The sequence below is a fragment of the Pseudomonas graminis genome (assembly GCF_013201545.1).
GTDB lineage: Bacteria > Pseudomonadota > Gammaproteobacteria > Pseudomonadales > Pseudomonadaceae > Aquipseudomonas.
Map to the genome: position 1 here is coordinate 4597324 of NZ_CP053746.1, position 22427 is coordinate 4619750.

Genomic DNA, 22427 nt, shown 5'->3' on the forward strand with positions numbered 1-22427 from the left:
GCGGGCCGCTGCCTTCACTTGCCGGCCTGATAAACCGGGTAGTCGATGTAGCCCTCTTCAGTCCCGCCATACAGGGTCGCCGGGTTGACGGGGTTGAGGGGCCAGCCGTTGGCGATGCGGGCCGGCAGGTCGGGGTTGGCGATGAAGGGGCGGCCGAAGGCGATGAGGTCGGCGAGGCCAGCGTCGATCAGGCGGTTGCCACGTTCGGCGGTGTAGCGGCCGGCGTAGATGATGCGTCCGCTGAAGGCTTCGCGGATGGCTTTGCGGAAGGTGTCCGGCAGCTCGGGGGCGTTGTCCCAGTCGGCTTCGGCGATGGAGACGTAAGCGACGCCTGCGTTTCCCAGGACCTTGATGGCTTCGACGTAGGTGTGGTGCGGATCGCTTTCCACCAGGCCGATGTAGACGCGTTCTTCATCGGTGCTGGCGAACAGTGGCGAAAATCGCACACCCAGACGGTCCCCGCCTACCGCTTCGGCGACGGCAGTGACGATCTCGCGCAGAAAGCGCAGGCGGTTTTCCAGCGAGCCGCCGTATTCGTCTTCCCGGTGGTTGGCGTGCTCGGAGATGAACTGATTAACGAGGTAACCGTTGGCCGCGTGGATTTCGACGCCGTCAAAACCCGCTTCGATGGCGTTTTTCGCCGCCTGGGCGTACAGCTTCACCAGCTCGCGGATTTCTTCGACAGTCAGTGCGCGAGGCGTCGGCGGCACCACCAGTTGCCCTGCGCCCGGCGCGGTTTCGATGAACGCCTTGGCGTTGGCCGCCGGGATCGCCGAAGGGGCAACCGGCGCTTCGCCGTTGGGCTGCAACGCGTGATGGGACACACGACCCACATGCCAGAGCTGAGCGAAAATCACGCCCTCTTCCGCGTGCACCGCGTCGGTCACTTTGCGCCAGCCTTCGACCTGTGCGGCGCTGTAGATGCCCGGGGTCCATGCATAGCCCTGGCCGCGCGGCTCGATCTGGGTGCCTTCAGTGATCATGAAACCGGCGGACGCACGCTGCTGGTAGTAGGTGGCCATGAGCTCCGAAGCGATATCACCCGGCTGCAGGCTTCTCTGGCGGGTCAATGGCGGGAAGGCAATGCGGTTTTTCAGCACATGCCGACCAAGGTTGACGTGGGTGAGCAAGGGTTGCGTAGCCATAGGGTGATACTCCGTTAAGTCGTTGAAAGTTCTGACCAGACCGACCTGCGTAGACCAGTCGTCTAGTGGATGGCCGGGAGTCTAAAGGCCAACCGCACGCCCGGCAATGTCAGATCCGCAATGATTTCGGACATCGACGGCCGACAACGCCACTTGCAGAATCTTGCGCTTTTAGCCCCTACTGCCTTGGCAACCCGTTGCACCCTGTCATCGCGACCTTATGATCCTGCGCATCGAACGTTGGAAACCCGACACCGCAACATCGCGGTTCATCGTCACCAACCCGCACTTGAACGAACCTCCCCATGAACATCATCCGCAGCAAAGACTTTACCGGTGAGCGCCCGTGGGCCGCGTTGGACATCGCCAACATGAACGGCATCACCACACGCCTGCACTGGACCGATCAGCCCTACAAATGGCACGTCAACGACGGTCAGGAGGTATTTGTGGTGCTGGACGGGCAAGTGGAGATGCGCTTCAAGCAGGACGGCGTCGAGCAAAGAACCGTGCTGCAAACGGGGGATATTTTCTACGCCTCCATCGGCACGGCCCACGTTGCCCACCCGCTGGGTGAAGCGCGCGTTCTGGTGATCGAGAGCGAGGGCAGCGTTTGAGACGAGCCGCCTGACCAGCGCAAAATCGCGGGTGCTCGTACCGGCCCCTTCCCGGCTGAAGCCGGTCCCACTCACGGCATGCGTTCATTCAGTGGGACTGGCTTTAGCCGGAAAGCTTCAGAGGGAACACCGCAAAATCGAGGGTGAACGAAACAGCCGCTTCCCGGTGCCCCCTCGCGAGTTCAGTCCATCAGGGCTACCACGCCCCGCCTTCAACGATCACCGCCGACGGATCGGTGTCCGCCGCCAGTTGATCGCGCACGTACTGGTTGTACAGCGTGAGCAGGTACTTCTGCTGACCGAGGCTGGCCAGTTCGGTGTTCACCCAATCGCGCAGTTCCGTGTTGCCCTTCTTCACCGCCGGGGCGATCGGTGCTTCGTCGCCGAGTTTCTGCGCCAGCACGCGGTAGCCCGGGTTCTGCTTGGCCCAGCTAAACAGCACCAGGTTATCCTGGGCATAAGCATCGCCTCGGCCGTTGGCCAGCGCCTGCAGCGACTCGGAATTCTTCTCGAACTTGAGCAGCTTCCAGTCGGGGTGATTCTTGGTCAGCCAGATATCCGCCGTGGTGCCGGTGGTGACGATGACGGTTTTGCTGGCCAGATCGTCCAGCGTCTTCACCGGGCTGCTGTCGGGCACCAGCGCCTGAACGGCGACGCGCAGGTTGGGGTGGGTGAAGTCGACCACTTGCGCGCGCTCCGGCGTCACCGTCATGTTGGCGAGGATCAGGTCAACCTTGTCGCTCTGCAGAAACGGAATCCGGCTGGCGGGCTCTACCACCACAAACTCGATCTTCTTCTCGTCGCCGAGCAGGTCCTTGGCGAAGCGCCGCCCCAGATCGGTGTCAAAGCCGACGTAGTCGCCCTGTTCGTTGACGAAGCCGAACGGCGGTTTGTCGCTGAAAACGCCGACAATCAACTTGTCGCGCGCCTTGATTTTTTCCAGTGACCCTGCGGCAGAGTCGGCAGCATGGGCGGCAGCCGTGCCGACCAGCAATCCCAGGGCGAGCAGTGGCAGTACAAAGGCAGATTTAAGGGTCACGATGCTTTCCTTTTTGGCATGTTTTCTACGTAGGAGAATTTCTCCAGGAACTGCTGCGCGCGTGCGGTCTGCGGGGCGCTGAAGAAGGATTCGGGGTCGCTCTGTTCGGCGATACGGCCGCCGTCCATGAACAGGATTCGATCGGCCACCGCGCGGGCGAAGGCCATTTCGTGGGTGACGATCAACAAAGTCATGCCACTGCGGGCCAGGTCGAGGATGACTTCCAGCACTTCCTTGACCATTTCCGGATCAAGCGCAGCCGTGATTTCGTCGAACAGCATGACCCTGGGGTTCATGCACAGCGCGCGGACGATGGCGATGCGTTGCTGCTGGCCACCGGAAAGCTCGCGCGGGTAGGCGTCGCGCTTGTCCAGCAGGCCGACACGGCTCAGCAGCGTCTCGGCCTGTTGCTGCGCGTCGACGCGTGTGCGCTTTTGCACGCTCAGCGGCCCGAGCAAAATGTTCTCCAGCACCGTCATGTGCGGGAACAGGTGGTAGCTCTGAAACACCATGCCGATCTGTTGCCGCACCTGACGCCAATCGGTGTTGGCCGGCAGGTTCTGACCAGCGAACCAGTACTGCCCGGCGTGGCCCAGTTCGAGACCGTTGAGGCAACGCAGCAGGGTGCTTTTGCCGCAGCCGCTGGGCCCGAGGATCACCACCACTTCGCCTTCGCGAACGCTCAGGTCAACGTCTTGCAACACCGGCACCGAACCGAAGTTTTTGCTGAAGCGGGTCAGTTCTATCAATGGGCTCATGAATGATTCCAACGCCGCTCGAGCACCCGCGAAGCGGCCGACAGCGGATAACAGGCAAGAAAGAAGAATACGAACAGGAAGCCGTAGATCAGCACCGACTCATAGGTTCGTTCGATGATTTGCTGGCCGATCTTGATCACGTCAACGACCCCGATCAGCACCGCCAGGGAACTGGTTTTGATCAGCCGGGTGAAGACGTTGATCAGCGGCGGCGTCATGCGTCGCAGCGCCTGGGGCAGCAGCACGCGGCCGTAAAGCTGCAACGGCCCCAGGCCAATCGCAAGACCCGCTTCCCGTTGCCCCCTCGGAATCGAGCGCAGTGCGCCACGCACCACTTCGCCGGTTTCACTGGCGCCCCACAGCGACAACACCAGTACCGCGCACCAGAAACCCGGGATGTTCCAGCCAAGAAAAATCGGCAAACCGAAGAAGAACAGGTACAACCAGACCAGCACCGGGATCGCCCTGAACAGTTCCAGGTAGACCAGCAGCACCCCGTCGATCCAGCGCACGCCAAGGTTGCGCAGCACGCCATAGATCACACCGCCTACACTGCTGAAGGCGATCGCCAGCAGCGAAATGCCCAGCGTGCGGCCGATGCCCTGGGCCAATTGCGGCGCCGACACCCACAGCAATTCAAGACCCGAACTGGCCATGCTGGAGCCTCCTTTCAATCAGGCGCAGCAGCAGCGACAGCGGCACGAACAGCAGCACGCAGAGGCCGGTCATGACCGCGAGCATTTCGTAGGTTTTGTAATACAGCGCGATGTAGCTCTTGGTGGTGTAGAGAATTTCCGGCACCGCCACCGCCGAAACCACGGTGGTTTCCTTGAGCAGGAAGATGAAGTTGGCGAACAGCGCCGGCAGGCTGAGGATCCCGGCCTGGGGCAGAATGACGTGGCGCAGCAACTGCCAGCGCGACAGCCCGATGGACAGCCCCGATTCGATCTGCGATTTGGGCACCGCGTCTATGCCCGCGCGCAGGATCTCGGTCAGGTAAGCGCCGCCCATGAAAGTCATGGCAATGATCGCCGAGGCAAACCCGGAGATGCGGATCCCCAGGGTCGGCAGCGCGAAGTAGATGAAAAACAGCTGGATCAGCAACGGCGTATTGCGCGCCAGCTCCACGTACACCCGTACCAGTGGGCGCAGGATGGGCACGCCGAACGCAGTAATCGCGGCATTGATCAGCGCCACGCACAGCGACGTGCCGATGGCGATGAAGCCGACCTGCAACGTGACGCCAACGGCGCTGACGAACGCGGGCAGCGTGGACACGACAAATTCAACATCGAACGCCATATCAACCCTGGTCCTGGGTAATGAGGTTATCGCCATCGAGGCGTCGATGGATGCCGGCCGGTCCCGGCGCTGAAAGGTTGTGAGGGTTTAATGATGGGGCTGTAGACACAATTACTCCTGCCAATGACTGCCAAAACGTGACGCCATAAGCGGGTCGACGCGGGTTCGTTTGCGGGTCATTGCAGGCTTTATGCCACGCCGGAAAGTCCCGGGGGTTCAGGGCAATCTTTGGGTGTGAAGGGGCGTAACTGTTTGTTTTCCATGGAAAGTGGTGGAGTGCTGTTGCTGAGGCAACAGTGTCAGCGGCTGACAGGGTTGGAGGTCCGAAGCACAGGCTGCCACCGCGCTTACCCAAGGCCTTGCCATGAGCAGCTTTTTTGCCGAAGTCGCTTCGCGATCTGTGTACGCCACTGATGCTGCGGTGTGATAGCTGACGCCTTCCCGGCTAAAGCCGGTCCCACATGTGCTCGTGGTGACTCAGTGGGACCGGCTTCAGCCGGGAATAGGCCGGTGTGTTCACCATCAATTTCGCGGTGTTACCCCCTACGCCTTCCCGGCTAAAGCCAGTCCTACATGTGCTCGCGGTGAGTCAGTGGGACCGGCTTCAGCCGGGAATAGGCTTGTGTGTACGCCATCAATTTCGCGGTGTTACCCCCTACGCTTTCCCGGCTAAAGCCAGTCCTACATGTGCTCGCGGTGACTCAGTGGGACCGGCTTCAGCCGGGAATAGGCTTGTGTGTACGCCATCAATTCTGTGGTGTGACAGCCGGCGCCTTCCCGGCTGAAGCCAGTCCTACGATGATCGCGGTCTCACCATTTCCGTACGGTGCTGCGAGAAGGTGCCAGTGGAACGCGCGCCCCGGGTTCCGTTCAGCTTGTGTGGGGACTCTGACAGACATCCGGGTGCCTGTTCCTGCCAAACCGCCCTCGCCTGCGTTTCAAGCCGGACACGCTGCGTATACTCAAGCGCGACGAAGCACAGGACGTCGGACCGCCGGGGGCTACGATGCTGGACGAACATCAATCTCCTCTTTACACGCGCTTCCCGCAGCCAGCGGAGCAGCACTGGCCGGATGCGATTCGGCACCCTTCCCTGCCCCCTCTGTCGCACCCGACAGCGCACCGCACGGCGGGCTGCGATCAGGTTGCCGCCGCGCAAAGCGACTATGCTCAAACCTTCCACGTCCGAAAGATGGCCGAGTTCAGCGCCTCCATCGCCCATGAGATCTGCCAGCCCCTTTTGGGCATCGCCGCCAACGCGGCCGCCAGCCTGCGTTGGCTGCAGCGCGACGTGCCGGACGTCGACGAAGCCATCGCCGGCTTGAAGGAAATCCGCGCCGGCTGCGAACGCGCCGCCAACATCGTCAAAGCCCTCGGTGCGCTGGCCCGTCAGGCGCCCTTGCAGCTGCGCATCCTGAAAATTGACGACGTCATTCGCGACGCAGTCGGCCTTACCCAGCCGCTGCTGACTGCCCAGCGGGTACGGCTCGAAACCGGGCTATACGTTGACCAGTCGATCGTTGCCGATGCCGTGCAGTTGCAGCAATTGCTGGTCAACCTCATCACCAATGCCGTGGAAGCCATGGCCGGCTGCGGCCGTGACGCCGCCGTGTTGCGCATCCATTCATTTACCCTCGGCGACGGTGTCGAAGTCTGCGTTGAGGACAACGGCCCCGGCATCCCCCCTGACCGTCGCGAGCAGATCTTTGGCGCGTTCTACACCACCAAGACCAGTGGCCTCGGCGTCGGACTGGCGATCTGCCGCTCGGTGGTCGACGCGCACCACGGGCGCATCTGGGCACAAGCCTCGGCCAGCGGTGGCGCACGCATTCGCTTTCAGCTGCCGACCTGCTGTTACTGAAAGGTTGTTATCGAGCCAGCCGCTCCCGATTCCTCTGATCAAGCCCGGTTCAATCAACCGCGACAAAACCGCCAAACTCATCCAATTGGCTTCCAAACGCCAATCATTCACATTCATTCGCGCAATCCCCTAGAATGCCGCCTGGATTCAGGCTCGTCGCCCTGCGCTGGCAGTGGCGGTAATAGAAAGGCAATCAAGGCATGCGCGACATCTCAGGGCAGAAAACAGTGGCGGTGGTGCTGTTCAACGACGTGCTCATGCTCGACGTGACCGGCCCCATGGACGTCTTTTCGATTTCCAATCGACTGCTGGCGCCGGAAAAACAGTATCGACTGATCACGGTGGCCGAACCTCCGCTGCTCATCCGCAGCTCCTGCGGGCTCAAGGTCCAGGCGGATGTGGCGCTGGACGATCTGCCGCCCGATATTGACCTGCTGCTGGTCCCCGGCGGACCAGGTGCCTACGGTGTCAGCCATCCTCAGCTCACCGCCTGGCTACCGGCCGCCGCCCAGGCCGCCCGGCGTTTCGGAGCGATCTGCACCGGCGCGTTTCTGCTGGGTGACGCTGGTCTGCTCGACGGCTACCGCTGCACCACCCACTGGAACTACGTCGAGCGCCTGGCTCGGCGTTTCCCTGCCTCCCGCGTCGAAACCGAGCAGATCTACGTCGTCGACCGCAACCTGATCACGTCGGGTGGTATCACGGCGGGCATCGACATGGCGCTGGCCATCGTCGCCGAAGACCACGGCAAAGAGATCGCCCTGGAAGTGGCCAAAGTGCTGCTGGTGGTCATGAAGCGTCAGGGCGGCCAAACGCCCTACGGCCCGTTGTTGGCGGCAGTACCCAGGGATGACAGCGCGATCGCCCGGGTGCAGGCCTACGTCGTCGACCACATTGATGAGGCCTACACCGTGCAGCGCATGGCCGACCTGGCAACGATGAGCCCGCGCAATTTTGCCCGGGCGTTCCAGCGCGAAGTCAGCCTGACGCCCATGCAATTTCTGCTCAACGCGCGCATCGATCACGCGCGCAAACTGCTCGAAGGCAGCGACCTGCCCCTCAAGGTCGTGGCCAGTCGCTGCGGCTTTGGCAGCGCGCGGCACATGCGCAAGGCGTTCAGCGAGCGCATTGGCGTGACGCCTGGCCAATACCGTCAGCAGTTCGGCGGCGACTGAACGAGTGCGCGCGTCAGTCATCTGATCTTCAAGGCCGGCCGTTGCGCCGCGCGCTCGCAGACACGCACACTGCACTGCGTACCTGACACACACCGTTAATAGCTGGAAGGACTTGCCCATGACCACCCACACCGAAACCGCGCTGCTCGCCGGAGGCTGCTTCTGGGGCATGCAGGACTTGCTGCGCCGCTACCCCGGCGTCGTGTCGACCCGTGTCGGCTACTCCGGTGGCGACGTTGACAACGCCACTTATCGCAACCACGGCACCCACGCCGAAGCCATCGAGATCGTCTTCGACCCCGAACAGATTTCCTACCGCAAAATCCTGGAATTCTTCTTCCAGATTCACGATCCGTCGACCCCGAACCGTCAGGGCAACGACTTGGGCGTGAGCTATCGCTCGGCGATTTTCTACCTCAGCGACGAGCAGAAAGCCGTCGCCCTGGACACGGTGGCCGATGTGGAGGCGTCGGGCCTGTGGCCGGGCAAAGTCGTCACCGAAATCGCCCCCGCCGGCCCGTTCTGGGAAGCCGAGCCCGAGCATCAGGATTACCTGGAACGCATCCCTAACGGCTACACCTGCCACTTCGTTCGACCGAACTGGACATTGCCTGTGCGCGACAAGGCCACCACGGCCTGATTGCGCGCCGCAAGACCGGGGACCGCCGTGCCAGAGCGGTCCCCGCCCTGGTCACCGGTTTTGCCATGCGACGCCAGAGTGCATAACCTCATAACCAAATGATATTTAGCCAATTCTTTTTAGAACTCTATGATTTGTGGCTTGCGCCTTCCCGCGCCTCACTCACGCCACGAGCCCGCCATGCCCACTCCACGCACAACCGCAGGCACTTTCGTCCGACACGCCTGGCTGATCGGTTTGGTCGCTGCGGTGGCGAGCAGTTTTGCAGTGTCGGCAAATGCGCGAGAAACGGTGCGCATCGGCTATCAGAAATCTTCCACCCTGATCGCCCTGCTCAAGACCCAGGGCACCCTCGAGCAGGCGCTGGGCAAAGACAACATCGACATCACCTGGCACGAATTCCCCAGCGGTCTGCCCCTGCTTGAAGCACTCAATGTCGGCAACGTCGACATCAGCGCGGACGTCGCCGACACCGTGCCAATCTTCGCCCAGGCCGCGAAGGCCAGGCTCACCTATTTCGCTGAAGAGTCGCCTTCGCCCGCCGCCCAGGCCATCGTTGTGCGCAATGACTCGCCGATCCGCCAATTGTCGGACTTGAAAGGCAAGAAGATCGCGGTGACCAGGGCAGCCGGCACCCATTACCTGTTGATCGCTGCGCTGACCAAGGCCGGGCTGTCGTTCTCCGATATCTACCCGGCGTACCTGTCCCCGGCAGACGGCCGGGCGGCATTCGAGAATGACAAGGTCGACGCCTGGGTCACTTGGGAGCCCTTCCTCACCAGCGTGCAGCGGCAATTGCCGACGCGCACCCTGACTGACGGTGCCGGCCTGGCGAGTTACAAACGCTACTACTTGACCAGCACGGCCTACGCCAAGGCTCATCCCGAGGTGTTGAAGCGGGTTTATGAACAGTTGCACCTGGCGGGCGCCTGGGTCAAAAGCCACCCCCATGAGGCGGCGCAAGTGCTCGGCCCGTTGTGGGGCAATCTGGACGTGGACACCGTCGAGGCCGCCAACGCCCATCGCAGTTATCAGGTCGAGCCGGTGAAGGCAGACCAACTGGGCGAGCAACAGAAGATCGCCGATGCCTTTTTCAATGCCGGGCTGTTGCCCACTGCTGTGGATGCCAAGGACGTGGACATCTGGACGCCATGAACGGAGCACCTGGCGTAACCAACCGCTGCACCTGACCTTCATTCCCACTCTTGAGCGCACTTGATGAAAGGCTTAAAACCGCTGTCGCTGTCTGCCGCACTCGGCTCCGCCTTGCTGCTGAATGCCGTGTTTTCGTTCTCTGCCGTTGCCGGCCTGCTGGAAAAGGGGCGCAGTCAGGGCCTGACCGCCGGCATCGCCAACGAGCAACCCTACGCGTACGTGGGGACCGACGGGAAAATCGTCGGCGCCAACGTCGAGATCCTCCGGGCCATTCTCGAACCGCTGGGCGTCACCAAGGTTGAACTGCCCATCACCGAGTTCGGCTCGCTGGTGCCGGGACTGGCAGCAGGTCGTTTCGATCTGATCGGCGCCGGCCTGTTCATCAATCCGGCGCGCTGCAAAGTGATTGGCTATTCGAACCCGGTCACCCGTTCCGGCGGTGCGTTTCTGGTCAAGGCCGGCAACCCGCTGAAGCTGCACAGCCTCAAGGACGTCGCGGCCAACGGCAAGGCGCGCCTGGCGACCCAGCCTGGCAGCAATCAGGTGCAGGAAGCCAAGGACAGCGGCATCAGCAATGGCAACGTCGTGTTGTTCGACAAGGACACCGAAGCCCTCGCCGCGCTGCAGGCCGATCGCGTCGACGTGGTGTACTTCCCGGATGCCGAAATCATCGGCCTGCTGAAAAAAGCCGAAGGCACGCCGGTTGAACGGGCGCTGCCGTTCGAGCAGATCCCGGATGCCGACGGTAAGCCAACCTGGAATTACCACGCCTACGGCCTGCCGAAAAACGATCCGGCGTTTATCCAGGCGTTCAACGAGCAACTGGCGAAACTGCGCGCTTCCGGCGACCTGCTGAAGATTCTGCAGAAATACGGCTACACCGAAAACGAACTGCCACCCGCAGACGTGACCGCCGAGCAGCGCTGCAACCGCTGATGCCGATGCTGTTGCCATTGTAGGACCGGCTTCAGCCGGGAAGGCGTCGGTGGGCACACGGCAAAATGGAGGGCGCCAGCACGGGCCTCTTCCCGGCTAAAGCCAGTCCTACTGTGGGATCGCGTGCATTCAGTGGGACCGGCTTTAGCCGGGAAGGCGGCGGTGGGCACACTGCAAAATGGAGAGCGCCTGCACGGGCCTCTTCCCGGCTGAAGCCGGTCCTACAGACCGCGTGCATTCCGCAGGACCGCAAGCACCTGACGCTGCCAATTTTCGCCCCGCAATATCAAGGCCCCAACCCATACGAGTACGGCCCATGCTTTTTGATGCTTCCACCCTGGACACCGCGCGCTTCATCGCCCGCCAACTGGCCAACGGCGCACTGGTCACCCTCGAAATCACCTTCTTCGCTCAAATCGTCGTGGTGGTGATGTCGTTTGTCATCGCGCTGATGCGCCTGTCGCCGTGGCGCGCGCTGCGCTGGATCGCGACGGTCTACGTCGAAATCCTGCGCGGCATATCCGCCCTGGTGCTGCTGTTCTACCTGTTCTTCATCCTGCCGCTGTTCGGCATCACCCTGGCGCCGATGATCACCGGCATTCTCGGCCTGGGCCTGACCTTCTCCGCCTACGGTTCGGAAATCGTGCGCTCGGCCCTGAGCAATGTCGCCCGAGGCCAACGCGACGCGATCAAGGCGCTGGACTTCGACGCGATGACCGCGTTTCGCCGAGTCATCCTGCCCCAGGCGCTGCCGTTCATGCTGCCGCCGATGGGCAACCAACTGGTCGAATTGCTGAAGACCACCTCACTGGTGTCATTGATCACCCTCAGCGACCTGACCTTCTCCGGCGGCCAGTTGATCACCACTCTGGGCCAGCAGACGCTGATCTGGAGCATCGTGCTGGTGTGCTACTTCGTCATGGCCTGGCCGCTCAGCTGGCTGGTCAAACGCTATGAGCAGCGGGTCACTCACTGGCGTCGCGGGGTGGCGCGATGAACTTCGATTACGCCTTCGCCTGGTCCATCGTCCCCGATCTGCTTCAGGGCCTGCTGGTGACGCTGCAAGTGGTGGTTCTCGGCTTCCTGCTGGCGGTGCTGCTCGGTCTGCTGCTGGCCATTGCTCAGCGATCTAATAACCCGTTGGTGCAAAGACTGAGCGCCGGCTACCTGAGCTTCTTTCGACACACTCCGCTGATGGTTCAGCTGTACGTGCTGTTCTTCGCCCTGCCCCTGGCCGGCCTGACCCTGCCGGCGATTTCCACCGGGGTCATCGGCCTCGGGCTGTATTACGCCGCCTACATTGCCGAAGCCTTTCGCGGCGCCATCGAAGGCGTGCCGGCCGGTCAATGGGAAGCGGCCAGAGCCCTGGATTTCGACGGCGCCACCACATGGCGGCGGATCGTCCTGCCCCAGGCCCTCAAGCCGATGCTGCCGGTGCTTGGCAATTACCTCATCGGGATGTTCAAGGAAACCCCGCTGCTGGCGGTGATCACGATTCCCGAGCTGTTCCAGGCGGCCAAACAGATCGCCGGCATGACCTACCGCTACAACGAGCCCTACACGGTGATGGCACTGATGTTCCTGGCGATCAGCGTGCCGACCTCCCTGTTGTTCAAATATTTCGAGAGGCGCAGCCATGTCTGATCTCGCACACGCTCTGCCCGGCGCTTCGCCGCAGATCATCCTCAAGCAAGTGGTGAAAAACTTCGGCGCAACCCGGGTCATTGATCATCTTGACCTGAGCATTCCCGCCGGCCAGAGAGTCGCCCTGATCGGCCCCAGCGGTTCGGGCAAATCCACGGTGCTGCGGCTGATCAAGGGCCTTGAGGCCTATCAGCACGGCAGCATTGAGGTGGCCGGCGCGCCGGTGCCCGCCAAGTCCGGCGGCTGGCACTGGCCGGGCGCGAAAAAGCCACCGGTGGTGCACCGCGTCGGCATGGTGTTTCAGCAGTTCAATCTGTTCCCGCACCTGACCGTGCAGGAGAACGTCACCGAGGCCCCCCTTCAAGTGCTCAAGCTGAGCCGCGAAGAGGCCCTCGAGCGCGCCCAGCAATACCTCGGGCTGGTCGGGTTGAGTCACAAGGCCGATGCTTACCCCGCGCAGCTTTCCGGCGGTCAGCAACAGCGCGTGGCGATCGCCCGGGCGCTGACCATGCGGCCCCAGGTGATGCTGTTCGACGAAGTCACCTCGGCGCTTGATCCGGAGCTGGTCGGTGAAGTGCTGGCGGTGATTCGCGCTATCGCCCACGAGCAGCAGATGACCATGCTGCTGGTGACCCACGAAATGAAGTTTGCCCAGGACATTGCCGACCGCGTGCTGTTCATGGAGGCCGGCCGCATCGTCGCCGACGGCACGCCGGACGAAGTGCTGGTCGATCCGGACAACGAGCGCACGCGACGCTTTCTCAATCTGGTGGAGCAACGTTGACCGGGGCAGGATCGGGTTCGCGCGCGGTCGAAAAAAACCCGAACTCGCCGACCTCCGACACATCCAAGCTACATACCCACAGCGAGGATGAATCCATGAGCCAAGACACCCCGGTTGACCCACGTAACGTCACCCAGCCTGACGCGCCAACCCTGGACAGCGCCGGCAAACCCGTCAACGTCGTACAGCGAGACCTCAACGACACCGACGACAACACCCGCGCGGTGGACGAAGTCATCACCCCGACCTCCAATCGCGAGAAGGAACAGGACGTCGAAGAGCTGAACAAGAAGTCAGCCGAGATCGAGCGCAAGGTTGCTGACGGCCGTTAATACAGCAGTTGATATCCCCCGGGCGGCCCCAGCGCTGCCCGGATCCCCACTCGTTACTCCCCTCTCGTCCCCGAAGTATTTCCCCTTCATCGATTCAGCTCACTGGCGGCAAAATAATTAACTGCTAGCGTTGCTTGAGCACCACGAAGCGCTCGGCCGGCAGCCCAGCATTCAGGCGTCGCACGGATGCGCTGCGCCGGCGTGGGCTGCCTGCTGCCCCTGGCGCGAGGTGCACAGACGGACACCATCTAACGGACACAGCGAAGGGAGTCACACCATGAAAATGCCGGTGCTTAAGGCACTGATCTGTTGCGCCATGCTGGGGGTCGGCGGTTGCGCCAGCTCGCAGGTGGACCCCAGTCAGTATTCGGGCTTTCTCAAGGATTACAGCCGCCTCAAGCCGGCGGAGAGTGCGACGGGCGCGCCTGTCATGCGCTGGATCGACCCGGACGTGAAGCTGAGCAAATACACCCAGGTGTACATCGAACCCAGTCAGTTTTACCCCAGGCCCCAACCGACTGCGGTGATCTCGGCGCAGACCCTGCAGTCGATCACCCGTTACTTCGATACCGCGCTGCAACGCGAACTCGGCAAGAACTTGCGCGTCGTCAATGGGCCAGGGCCTGACACCCTTATCGTGCGGCCGGCGATTACCGCCGTGTCGACCAGCACCCAGGGCCTGAAGCCCTACGAGGTGGTGCCCCTCGCGCTGGTGGCGGCTGCCGTGAACACCGCAGCCGGCGGTCGGGATCAGGACGTGGCAATCGCCACCGAGGCGGCGTTTCTTGATGCCGACACCCACAAGGTGCTGGCCCAGGTCGTGCGCAAAGGCAGCGGCACTCCCTTGGAAAACGAAAAGACGCAACTGACTCTGGACGCTGTCAAGCCGGTGCTCGACGGCTGGGCCAAAGACCTGCGACTGAGCTACGAGACCCTCAAGACGAAGCACTGAGTCAGGTGCCTGACCCACGCGACCGCGCACTAGCCAGTACACAACAGCGCGCGCACCGCTTCCAGCACGGCGCTGATCTCGAACGGCTTGTCGAACACCTTGCTGAACAGGTCGGGCCGGGCGATGCCCAGATGGGACTGCGCACCGCTCATGAGCACAATGGGGATCTGCCCGAGCCCCTGATTCCCGCGCACCGCCTCCGCGAGCTCGATGCCGTTCATCCCCGGCATCATGTAATCGGTGATGATCAGCTGCGGACGTTCGCGTTCGAGAATGCCCAGGGCCTTCTGCCCGCTGCCGGCAGTGACGGTCAAGTAGCCTTCATCTTCCAGCGCGAAGCTCAGTATGTCGGCGATGAGGTATTCATCGTCGACAATCAGAATCGTGGTCATGCAACCCTCCGCGCGAACGAGCGATCATCGGCTCGGCGATGACTGCAGCGCCGTGGCATTGCCTGAATCGTCGAGGGCATGGAAAGCAGCCTTTCTCACAGTCAAACCCTGCTCGCCGATCAAGACGTCCAGCAGGGCCGGGTCGTAGGGGTTATCGCGGATTTTCAGAATCGACAGCTGCCGGGTCAGCCCCGCTGTTGATTGCGCGAAGCGAATCAGCATGAGGTTGTCGACAATGCCCGACATGTCCGGGGCCGGCGCGTCAATCTTGCCGCCGATCAGGCCACGGATTTCCCAGCTCGAGACCACCGTGACGCCACGGGCGCGAAGCTCGCTCATCAGGGCGCTGAAGAGGTCCAGGATCCGGGATTGATCGGCCGACGCCCGGGCCATGCCACCGAGGCTGTCGAGAAACACCCGCTTGACGCCGTGCTGCTCGACGATCCTCAGCAGATCGAGGGCCAGTTTGTCGATCAACTCGGCGGTCGGTGATCTCCAGGCAATGTGCAGCGCACCGGCGCGTTCCAGCGCTTCGAAATCCAGCCCGAGCGCCGCCGCCTTCGCCCTCAGCCGCTGCGGCGATTCGTAGAAGCCAAACAACAGCCCCGGTTCCTCGGGCGTAGCACGCGCAAGAAAGTTGAGGCCGAACGTGGTCTTGCCCGTGCCCGACGGGCCGAGGAGCAAGGTCACGGATGATTCCACCAGTCCGCCGCCGATCAACGGATCCAGCGTGTCGATCCCGCTGGGGACAACGCTGAATTCCGCGCTGTCACGGAGCGCCGAGTGGGTGATGGTGCTTTCAAGGCGCGGGTAGACGACCAGGCCGTTTTCGGTGATCTCGCATTCATGGGCGCCGGGAATGGCGCCGCTGCCACGGGTCTTGCGGGCCTTGATGCGGCGCACGGAGCGGTTGCCGACCAGTTCTTCACCCAGTTCCAGCACGCCGTCCACCATCGTGTGTTCGGGGCTGCCGTCGTCCAGCTGGGAGCTGGTCAGGAAGAACACCGTGCAACCAGCGAAGGCGGCGTGGCCCTGCAGCTCGGAGATGAAGCGTTTGGTGTTGATCGTGGATTCGGCTTTGGAGCGGGCATTGAGCAGCCCGTCGAGGATCATCACCGTGGACTTCTGGCGGACGATCTCGCGGCGCAGCAGCTTGACGACTTCATCGAGGCCGTCGTTTTCCATGGTGTCGAACGCACTGACGAACTGGATCTGATCGCCAACCCGGTCCTTGTCGAAGAAGCTCATGGTGGAGAGGAACTGAAACAGCCGTTCGTGGGGCTCGGCAAGCAGGGTTGCAAACAGCACGCGACCGCCATTGCGGATGTGATTGAAACCGATCTGGTTGGCCAGGATGGTTTTGCCGGAGCCCGGTCGCCCCTGAATGATGTACGAGGATCCGGCAACGAAACCGCCCATTAGCAGCTCATCAAGCCCTTCAATTCCGCTCTGAAGGCGTTTTAGCTGATTCAAATTTGCTTCCTCCGCCACGGTATTGGCGTCGTGAATATTGCGAGTTAAGTGCGCGACTAATCGCACATTCTTCCGTTTTTAAGGGAGCTTTCCAAGGGCAATGGTCAAATTCCATGACAGTCGCACCGACATTCGCCGACAGACGTGATAACGAGTCCACCCGAACGGGTGATTACCGATCAGCCACATGGGCTTCAGGTTCCGGGGCACAACCGTCGGTCTCCGCCTGAGACTGCTCAGTGCGACGTTCTGGGTCATCAGGCTTGATGGGCCCGGAGAGCGGGTATTCGGGGGTGTCGTCGCGGTCTGCAGGCTGATTGTCAGCACTCCCGCAATCGAATGATGGGCGGATCGGGCACATGGTTGCAGGTCCGTAGGGGTAGGCACGGCGTTGGAGCGTGGTGCCGCGCATTCGTGCGGTTCGTCGGACCAGTGGAGTGAGCAGCGTCGTGCGCGACGTGCAGGACTCGCGGTGACCTCGACTGTAGCACCGGCTTTAGCCGGGAAGGCGTCGGGCGTCACAACGAAAATGGAAAGCGCTCATACCGGCTTTCCCCCGGTTGAATCCAGCTTCAACAACACCGTAAAACAGCATCCGCCGTCATCACGGCTGGTCAGCGTGACTGTCCAGTGCTGGTTGGCACAGATACGCTGGACCAACGACAACCCCAGGCCCAGCCCCTCCCCGCGCTGTTCGTCGCCGCGCACGAAGGGCTGAAACATGGCCTGCTGCTTCTCCAGCGGAATGCCGATGCCGCTGTCCTCGACGCTGAAACCATCGCTGCGCAGGGTTAGCTGAATCAAGCCTTGATCGGTGTAATGCCAGGCGTTGCGCAGCAGGTTGCCCATGACCGAACGCAGCAACGGCGCGTTGTAGACATCAAGGTCGCGGTCGTCACGCTGATAGATAAAACGCAAGCCCTTGGCTTCGATGGGCGTGCGCCAGGTGTCCGCCAGTTCATCGGCGATCAATACCAGGGTCGAACGCTGACCCTGGGGGGTGTTCTTGCCCTCGGTACGGGCCAGCAGCAGAAAGGTTTCGACCAACTGGTTCATACCCGCCGTCGCCTTGCCGATTCGCTTCACCTGCGTGCGGGAACGGTCGTCCAGCGCCGGGTATTCCATCAGCAATTCGCAGGACGTCGCCAGCACCATGAGCGGCGTGCGCAGTTCATGGCTGACGTCGCTGGTAAACAGCTTCTCGCGGCTCAGCGCGGCCCGCAGCCGGCCCAGGGTTTCGTCGAAGGACCTGGCCAGGGCGCCGACTTCGTCGTTGGCGTAGTCGCTGGCGAGTACCGGCGCCAGCTCCAGCAACTGATCGCGATGACGCACCTGACCGGCCAGGCGCGACACCGGCGTGATCACCCGGGACGCAAGCAGCCGCCCCAGCAGCACCGCCAACAGCACGCTGAGGAAGAAGCCGACCAGCACGACACCGAACAGAATCCGTTCACGTTTCTGGAATTTGCGCTGATCTCGCAACAACACGTAATGGCGCCCGTTCACCTCCGAGACCATGGCGTAATAGGCTTTCTTGCCGCGAAAGAACTCCTGAAATCCCAAGGGAAGGCCCTTGAGGTCATCGCTCATGACAAGGTCGCCAACGCCCTCTTCGGCGTAGAACAATTCGTCTTTTTCCGGCCGGTGGCGCCAATCGTTGACGCTGTCCACGGCCAGCAGACGGTGCATATTGCCCTTCAGGCTCATGATCGACAGGCGCTTTTCAACCACGTGCACGGTGGCGATGATGCCGGCGGCGAATACCCCGGCGACCAGCGCGCTCATCAACGCAAATACGATGACAATCCGTTGTTTAAGGCTGTGTTTGATGTCCATGAAGGTCCGTGCATGGCGGTACTCGACTCCGGGGCGTGGCCCCACCGGCGGCGATTATCCGGTGCGGGATGTCATGGTTTTGTCAAATGCCACCCTCTTTCGGGCTGAGGCCGGTCCCACTGGAAATCACAGACCGCATGAGCAACATCCCGACCGCGCACCCGCCCATCAGCAGGCAGGTGACGATGAAGACCACCGGCATGCCGAAATGCCCGCCCAGGTACCCCCCGCTCAGCGGCCCCAGCACCTGACCGATGTACTGGCAGGACGTGGAATAGCCGAGCATGCGTCCGGCCACGGCGTCGGGCACCGAATGGCGGATGATCGCCGCAATGCACGGCAACAGACCGCCCAAGGCAATGCCCATGAGAAAACGCAGCAGCACCAGTTGCCAGGCATGAGTGACGAAGGCCTGGGGGATGAGCAAGACAGCCGCCGCAGTCAGACAGCCAATGACCACTTTCCAGTGGCCGATACGGTCGGCCAGCTTGCCAATGCGCGAGGCCGACAACACGCTGGCCAGCGCGGTCGCCGACATCACCAGCCCGGCCATCAGCGTGACGTTTTCGCTGTGCAACTGGGTCAGGTACACGGTGATGATCGGCTCGATCGACATGATCGAGAACATCACCAGACAGGCCACTACGAGCATGGTCAGCACCGGCTTCTTGTCAGTGATGACGTCCCACGCCCGCACCGCCGGGGCTTTCGCCACGCCAGTCTGACGCTTGGACCGAGGCGCCTCCTTCATCAGAAACAGCGTGGCAAGGAAGGTCAGAAAGATCACGCCCCCGGCCAGGAAGAACGTGTTGCGGATGCCGATGAGCGGCGGCAACAGCCCGCCAATCAACGGCCCGGTCAGATTACCGGCCATGATTCCCGAAGAGAGCATGCCCAGCGCCCAGCCGGTGCGCGCCTTGGGCGTCTGCGTCGCCACCAGAATGGTCGCGCCGGAGGCATAGCCGCCGAGCAACCCCGCCAACAAACGCAGCCCGACTAACTGATATATATCCTCTGCCAGGCCGATCAGCGACATCGCCACCGCCATGCCCAGGCTGGCACGGATCAGCATCAACTTGCGCCCGTAGCGATCGCCCAGCCGCCCCCAGAGCGGCGCGGTCAGCGCGGCAGACAGAAAGGTCGCACCAAACGCCACCCCCGACCACTGCACGATGGCGGCCGGATCGGTGACGCCCAGGTGCTCGACATACAGCGGCAGAAACGGCAGCAGCAACGTCATCGCCACGATGGTGGTGAACGCGCCGAACACGCAGACCGCCAGGTTGCGCTTCCAGTGTTCTTCGACGAGGGATGGCTGAGGGTGAGAGGGCGTGGTCATAACGGCTCTACCGTGAACGGGATACGCACACGGTAGAGGGCTGACGGCCATAAATAAAATTCATGTTTTTCATGCGGGGGATTCCAGCCAGGAATAACCCCCCTGCCGCCAATGCGGTCGCAGCAGGGTCAGGACGCCATGGACGCGCGCGGCACCGTGAAGCGGAATTCGCTGCCGACCCCCTCTTCACTAGAGGCCGTCAGTTCGCCACCGTGAACCCTGACGATCCCTTGGGAGATGTAGAGCCCTAGACCCGTCCCGCTCGGATTGCCTTCACGTCTGCGCCAGTAGCGCTCGAACACGTGGGGCAACTGGTCGCTGCGAATACCCTCCCCGGTGTCCACCACGGTGAACACCACATGGTCACCCTCACCTGCCGCCGTGACCTTCACACTGCCGGCCTTGGGGGTGAATTTGATCGCATTGCCCACCAGATTGGAGAGCACCTGAAACATGCGCTCCGGGTCGGCGAAAATCGTCAGGTCGGGCTCGGCGTGGAACGTCAGGTCGATAAATTTGCTCAGCGCCAGTGGCGTGAGCAATGACCAGGCGTCTTCGAACAACTGGCTGACTTCCAGCCGCTCGGCGTCGATGAAGTAGCGGCCGGCTTCGATCTTTGACGTATCGAGCAAATCCTCCAGCAGGCTGGTCATCCGCGAAGATGCGCGCTGCAGGATGTCGACGGCAGAGTTGAGTCGTTTGGTAGACGCAGTGGCGTCGGCGTTGATCACCCGCTGCATCATGCCGCACTGCATAACGATAACCGTCAGCGGGCTGCGCAGGTCGTGGGACACCACGGCTACCAGCTCATCGCGGGCACGCACCGCCTCTTTTTCACGCAGCACCTGCCGTGACAGGTCTGCCTCCAGCGCCGAGCGACGCAGGTCGGACACCGCGTAGACCTCGCCGGCGCTCCAGGCTCTGGCCTTACCCTCAACCTGCTGCTCCCACAGGGCAAAGGATTCCCGTGGCTGCAGGCGGTCATTGACGACCCGTTTGGCCTGTTGCGGGTTGCCGCTCCACTCCACGCTGCCCCGGACTTCGGCGCGAAACCACAGCACCCCATTGGCCACCGGCTTGGGCAAGCTGAACGCCAGCAGTCCGCTGGCCACGCGTTGATACGCTTGCGCGTCGGGGAACACGGCGCCGAGGCTGGACGTCTCGAACACCGATCCGGGGCGGTTCTGCAGCCATTGCTGCAACGCGCTCACTTGCTCGGTGCTCGGGCACTGGCCGACCAGGTGTACCTGACCGTCGATGATCACCGCCGCCCCGTGGGCGTCGACCAGTGTCAGCAGCGCCTGGGAGTTTTCAAGCAGCCCGTTGTAGACGTCGTCCGCGGACTCGTTCATCGCCCTGGACAGCCTATCCAGCATGTGATGTTTGGCCAGTCGCTGGCGCTGAGTCTGCTGATCTTCCAGCAGGCTGATTTGCATCGACAGCACTTGTCCGATGGTCTGGCAGGCCGAGCGCAGCGTGTGGGGAACCTGCAGCGGCTCGCGATTGCCGCAACTGATCAGGCCCCAGAGGCGTTCATCCTTGAGCAGGGAAATGCTCATCGATGAGCGCACGCCCATGTTATGCATGTACTGACAATGGATCGGCGACACGCTGCGCAGCACCGAGTGGCTCATGTCCAGCGGCTCGCCGGTATCGGGCCGCAGGGCCGGGACCAGAGGCGCCGGCACATACGCGGCGTCGGGGATGATGCGCAGCCAGTTCAGGCGATACAGCTCGCGGGCCTGCTGCGGGATGTCGGTGGCGGGGAAGAACAGCCCCAGGTAGGCGTCCAGGTCGGCCGTCGCCGACTCGGCAATGACCTGCCCGTGACCCTCCTCTTCAAAGCGATAGATCATGACCCGGTCGTAGCCGGTCAGCGCACGGATTTCCGAGACGCTGATGGCGTACAGATCGTCCAGCGATTTGGCCGATTGCAGGCGACGCAAGGTGCGCGTGAGGCGCGGCCCCAATCCCTGCATCGATGCTTGTGTGGCGACGGGCTCAAGCTCCAGAAACAACAGGCCGTCATGGCGATGCAACAGGCCATCGAATGCCTGCCCGGCAAACTGCATCGGCAACGGATCAAGGCTGTGCAGATCCGCGTCCTGAACGGCGTCGCGCAAGGCTTCCGTCTGCGCCTCGCCCAGCCAGCGCACCAGTGGATCACCGGGCTGCACGTCACTGCCGATGTTCAACATCTGCCAGGCGTTGGCGCTGGCCTGTTGCACGGTCCAGTCGGTTTCGAGCAGGGTCAACAGAGCGCCGTGGGGCTGAATGGCGCCCGGGATACGAATCGGTTCGTTGGCGCAGTTATCCAGCAGGTCGTCCATGGTCTGCATGTCGTTAAGCATCGTTCAGCACTCCCGCCCGCTCCAGCCAGGTTTGAAAGGATTCGAAGGTGAGGCGGGCCGATTGCACCACCTCGGTGTTGGACAGCGGATTGTCAAACTCGGCCAACTGTTTGAGGAAGGCTTTCCACAAACGCCCGGTCTCTCGGCCGTACACGTCCAGAAACTCGCCACCGCTGTCGGCGTCGACGCCCAGTCTTTCCGCGATGATCCGACGCAGGACTTGCCCCCCCAGCGTCGCCCCCTCCATCACGTACATCACGCCGAGCAACTGCGCGACGCTGTCGATGGCGGGCAGTTCAGTGCACAGCGGCAAGGCCTGGATCTGCAGGTCGTCCAGGCCGAGGGCGTGCAGATCCTTGATCAGCGCCGGGATTTTCTGCCGCGCAGGGTCGACGGCCTGGGGCGCCAGAAAGCGCTCAATCGATTGTTGCAAGGGCAGATGAAAGCCGTAGTAGGCCGCGATGATCCGTTTGTAGGTGCCGAGATCAAGCTGAGGGTGGGTCAGTGGCAATCGGGCTTCGAGTGTCGTGTGCTGGACGGCGGTAGCCGTTCGCAATTGCTGAAGGACACTGGTAAAGGAGGCCGGGACGCAAGGGTCGCGCAACGCAGGGGTGATTTCAACCAAGGGCGAAAGTGTCCGATCTGAGCGGACGTGCCTGAACATGCGGCAGCCGCAGTGTTGAGGCAGATGATGCG

22 protein-coding genes are annotated in these 22427 nt (G+C 62.4%); 11 read left to right on the forward strand and 11 right to left on the reverse strand.

The annotated features are described in order from the left end of the window. Window positions 1-14: 14 nt before the first annotated feature. Window positions 15-1145, reverse strand: a complete 1131-nt coding sequence (locus FX982_RS20610; protein WP_172612314.1) for an alkene reductase — start codon at window positions 1143-1145, stop codon at window positions 15-17. A gap of 305 nt (window positions 1146-1450) precedes the next feature. Between FX982_RS20610 and FX982_RS20615 the strand changes: the two genes are divergently transcribed. Next, entirely contained in the window at window positions 1451-1762 is a 312-nt protein-coding gene (locus FX982_RS20615) for a cupin domain-containing protein (RefSeq protein ID WP_172612315.1), read from the forward strand. 196 nt (window positions 1763-1958) lie between these two features. Here FX982_RS20615 and FX982_RS20620 read toward each other — a convergent pair whose 3' ends face one another. From FX982_RS20620 to FX982_RS20635, 4 genes are read right to left on the reverse strand one after another with little or no spacing between them, the layout of a single operon-like run. Next, on the reverse strand, window positions 1959-2804 hold the full coding sequence (locus FX982_RS20620) for a transporter substrate-binding domain-containing protein (protein WP_172613125.1): 846 nt from the start codon (window positions 2802-2804) through the stop codon (window positions 1959-1961). Next, window positions 2798-3559: an amino acid ABC transporter ATP-binding protein gene (locus FX982_RS20625; RefSeq protein WP_172612316.1), complete on the reverse strand. Its 762-nt coding sequence runs from the start codon at window positions 3557-3559 to the stop codon at window positions 2798-2800. Before FX982_RS20625 ends, FX982_RS20620 begins: the two co-directional genes overlap by 7 nt. After that, window positions 3556-4215: an amino acid ABC transporter permease gene (locus tag FX982_RS20630; RefSeq protein ID WP_172612317.1), complete on the reverse strand. Its 660-nt coding sequence runs from the start codon at window positions 4213-4215 to the stop codon at window positions 3556-3558. The genes FX982_RS20625 and FX982_RS20630 overlap by 4 nt, the downstream gene beginning before the upstream one ends. Continuing rightward, the gene (locus FX982_RS20635) at window positions 4196-4861 is read right to left on the reverse strand and encodes an amino acid ABC transporter permease (protein WP_122625491.1); all 666 of its coding nucleotides are present in this window, start codon (window positions 4859-4861) and stop codon (window positions 4196-4198) included. Before FX982_RS20635 ends, FX982_RS20630 begins: the two co-directional genes overlap by 20 nt. Before the next feature lie 1006 nt (window positions 4862-5867). Between FX982_RS20635 and FX982_RS20640 the strand changes: the two genes are divergently transcribed. The 10 genes from FX982_RS20640 to FX982_RS20685 all read left to right on the forward strand — a co-directional run bounded on the left by FX982_RS20640 (window position 5868) and on the right by FX982_RS20685 (window position 14340). Beyond that, window positions 5868-6722: a sensor histidine kinase gene (locus tag FX982_RS20640; protein ID WP_172612318.1), complete on the forward strand. Its 855-nt coding sequence runs from the start codon at window positions 5868-5870 to the stop codon at window positions 6720-6722. 200 nt (window positions 6723-6922) lie between these two features. Continuing rightward, window positions 6923-7897 (forward strand): GlxA family transcriptional regulator, encoded by a 975-nt coding sequence (locus tag FX982_RS20645; RefSeq protein WP_172612319.1) that lies wholly within the window; start codon window positions 6923-6925, stop codon window positions 7895-7897. A gap of 118 nt (window positions 7898-8015) precedes the next feature. Next, complete coding sequence (gene msrA, locus FX982_RS20650) at window positions 8016-8537, forward strand: peptide-methionine (S)-S-oxide reductase MsrA (RefSeq protein ID WP_172612320.1); 522 nt, start codon at window positions 8016-8018, stop codon at window positions 8535-8537. A gap of 180 nt (window positions 8538-8717) precedes the next feature. Beyond that, window positions 8718-9692, forward strand: coding sequence for an aliphatic sulfonate ABC transporter substrate-binding protein (locus FX982_RS20655; RefSeq protein WP_172612321.1), 975 nt, complete (start codon window positions 8718-8720; stop codon window positions 9690-9692). A gap of 63 nt (window positions 9693-9755) precedes the next feature. Further along, window positions 9756-10628: an ectoine/hydroxyectoine ABC transporter substrate-binding protein EhuB gene (gene ehuB, locus FX982_RS20660; RefSeq protein WP_172612322.1), complete on the forward strand. Its 873-nt coding sequence runs from the start codon at window positions 9756-9758 to the stop codon at window positions 10626-10628. Between the two features lie 316 nt (window positions 10629-10944). After that, the gene (gene ehuC / locus FX982_RS20665; protein WP_172612323.1) at window positions 10945-11625 is read left to right on the forward strand and encodes an ectoine/hydroxyectoine ABC transporter permease subunit EhuC; all 681 of its coding nucleotides are present in this window, start codon (window positions 10945-10947) and stop codon (window positions 11623-11625) included. After that, complete coding sequence (ehuD, locus tag FX982_RS20670) at window positions 11622-12272, forward strand: ectoine/hydroxyectoine ABC transporter permease subunit EhuD (protein ID WP_172612324.1); 651 nt, start codon at window positions 11622-11624, stop codon at window positions 12270-12272. Before ehuC ends, ehuD begins: the two co-directional genes overlap by 4 nt. After that, complete coding sequence (locus tag FX982_RS20675; protein ID WP_172612325.1) at window positions 12265-13056, forward strand: amino acid ABC transporter ATP-binding protein; 792 nt, start codon at window positions 12265-12267, stop codon at window positions 13054-13056. The genes ehuD and FX982_RS20675 overlap by 8 nt, the downstream gene beginning before the upstream one ends. 95 nt (window positions 13057-13151) lie before the next feature. After that, entirely contained in the window at window positions 13152-13388 is a 237-nt protein-coding gene (locus FX982_RS20680) for a hypothetical protein (RefSeq protein WP_172612326.1), read from the forward strand. A 277-nt stretch (window positions 13389-13665) separates the two neighbouring features. Further along, complete coding sequence (locus FX982_RS20685) at window positions 13666-14340, forward strand: DUF3313 domain-containing protein (RefSeq protein ID WP_172612327.1); 675 nt, start codon at window positions 13666-13668, stop codon at window positions 14338-14340. Window positions 14341-14369: 29 nt separating this feature from the next. On the opposite strand, the gene FX982_RS20690 is transcribed toward FX982_RS20685, so the two are convergent. The 6 genes from FX982_RS20690 to FX982_RS20715 all read right to left on the reverse strand — a co-directional run bounded on the left by FX982_RS20690 (window position 14370) and on the right by FX982_RS20715 (window position 22356). Further along, window positions 14370-14732 carry a response regulator gene (locus tag FX982_RS20690; protein WP_172612328.1) on the reverse strand — a complete coding sequence of 121 codons (363 nt, stop codon included), beginning with the start codon at window positions 14730-14732 and terminating at the stop codon, window positions 14370-14372. A 24-nt stretch (window positions 14733-14756) separates the two neighbouring features. Beyond that, the gene (locus FX982_RS20695) at window positions 14757-16151 is read right to left on the reverse strand and encodes an ATPase domain-containing protein (protein WP_254074943.1); all 1395 of its coding nucleotides are present in this window, start codon (window positions 16149-16151) and stop codon (window positions 14757-14759) included. A gap of 594 nt (window positions 16152-16745) precedes the next feature. Further along, a complete protein-coding gene (locus tag FX982_RS20700) occupies window positions 16746-18041 on the reverse strand; it encodes a sensor histidine kinase (RefSeq protein WP_172612330.1) in 1296 nt (431 codons plus the stop codon). A gap of 82 nt (window positions 18042-18123) precedes the next feature. Then, on the reverse strand, window positions 18124-19380 hold the full coding sequence (locus FX982_RS20705) for an MFS transporter (RefSeq protein WP_172612331.1): 1257 nt from the start codon (window positions 19378-19380) through the stop codon (window positions 18124-18126). A 128-nt stretch (window positions 19381-19508) separates the two neighbouring features. Continuing rightward, the gene (locus FX982_RS20710) at window positions 19509-21731 is read right to left on the reverse strand and encodes an ATP-binding protein (RefSeq protein WP_172612332.1); all 2223 of its coding nucleotides are present in this window, start codon (window positions 21729-21731) and stop codon (window positions 19509-19511) included. Next, window positions 21724-22356, reverse strand: coding sequence for a biliverdin-producing heme oxygenase (locus FX982_RS20715; protein ID WP_254074839.1), 633 nt, complete (start codon window positions 22354-22356; stop codon window positions 21724-21726). Before FX982_RS20715 ends, FX982_RS20710 begins: the two co-directional genes overlap by 8 nt. Between the last annotated feature and the right edge of the window lie 71 nt (window positions 22357-22427).

Excerpts from the sequence above, each read along its gene's own strand:
- FX982_RS20610 (WP_172612314.1), bottom strand. The coding sequence starts at position 1,145 with ATGGCTACGCAACCCTTGCTCACCCACGTCAACCTTGGTCGGCATGTG.
- FX982_RS20615 (WP_172612315.1), top strand. The coding sequence starts at position 1,451 with ATGAACATCATCCGCAGCAAAGACTTTACCGGTGAGCGCCCGTGGGCC.
- FX982_RS20625 (WP_172612316.1), bottom strand. The coding sequence starts at position 3,559 with ATGAGCCCATTGATAGAACTGACCCGCTTCAGCAAAAACTTCGGTTCG.
- FX982_RS20630 (WP_172612317.1), bottom strand. The coding sequence starts at position 4,215 with ATGGCCAGTTCGGGTCTTGAATTGCTGTGGGTGTCGGCGCCGCAATTG.
- FX982_RS20635 (WP_122625491.1), bottom strand. The coding sequence starts at position 4,861 with ATGGCGTTCGATGTTGAATTTGTCGTGTCCACGCTGCCCGCGTTCGTC.
- FX982_RS20640 (WP_172612318.1), top strand. The coding sequence starts at position 5,868 with ATGCTGGACGAACATCAATCTCCTCTTTACACGCGCTTCCCGCAGCCA.
- FX982_RS20645 (WP_172612319.1), top strand. The coding sequence starts at position 6,923 with ATGCGCGACATCTCAGGGCAGAAAACAGTGGCGGTGGTGCTGTTCAAC.
- msrA (WP_172612320.1), top strand. The coding sequence starts at position 8,016 with ATGACCACCCACACCGAAACCGCGCTGCTCGCCGGAGGCTGCTTCTGG.
- FX982_RS20655 (WP_172612321.1), top strand. The coding sequence starts at position 8,718 with ATGCCCACTCCACGCACAACCGCAGGCACTTTCGTCCGACACGCCTGG.
- ehuB (WP_172612322.1), top strand. The coding sequence starts at position 9,756 with ATGAAAGGCTTAAAACCGCTGTCGCTGTCTGCCGCACTCGGCTCCGCC.
- ehuC (WP_172612323.1), top strand. The coding sequence starts at position 10,945 with ATGCTTTTTGATGCTTCCACCCTGGACACCGCGCGCTTCATCGCCCGC.
- ehuD (WP_172612324.1), top strand. The coding sequence starts at position 11,622 with ATGAACTTCGATTACGCCTTCGCCTGGTCCATCGTCCCCGATCTGCTT.
- FX982_RS20675 (WP_172612325.1), top strand. The coding sequence starts at position 12,265 with ATGTCTGATCTCGCACACGCTCTGCCCGGCGCTTCGCCGCAGATCATC.
- FX982_RS20680 (WP_172612326.1), top strand. The coding sequence starts at position 13,152 with ATGAGCCAAGACACCCCGGTTGACCCACGTAACGTCACCCAGCCTGAC.
- FX982_RS20685 (WP_172612327.1), top strand. The coding sequence starts at position 13,666 with ATGAAAATGCCGGTGCTTAAGGCACTGATCTGTTGCGCCATGCTGGGG.
- FX982_RS20690 (WP_172612328.1), bottom strand. The coding sequence starts at position 14,732 with ATGACCACGATTCTGATTGTCGACGATGAATACCTCATCGCCGACATA.
- FX982_RS20695 (WP_254074943.1), bottom strand. The coding sequence starts at position 16,151 with ATGGGCGGTTTCGTTGCCGGATCCTCGTACATCATTCAGGGGCGACCG.
- FX982_RS20700 (WP_172612330.1), bottom strand. The coding sequence starts at position 18,041 with ATGGACATCAAACACAGCCTTAAACAACGGATTGTCATCGTATTTGCG.
- FX982_RS20705 (WP_172612331.1), bottom strand. The coding sequence starts at position 19,380 with ATGACCACGCCCTCTCACCCTCAGCCATCCCTCGTCGAAGAACACTGG.
- FX982_RS20710 (WP_172612332.1), bottom strand. The coding sequence starts at position 21,731 with ATGCTTAACGACATGCAGACCATGGACGACCTGCTGGATAACTGCGCC.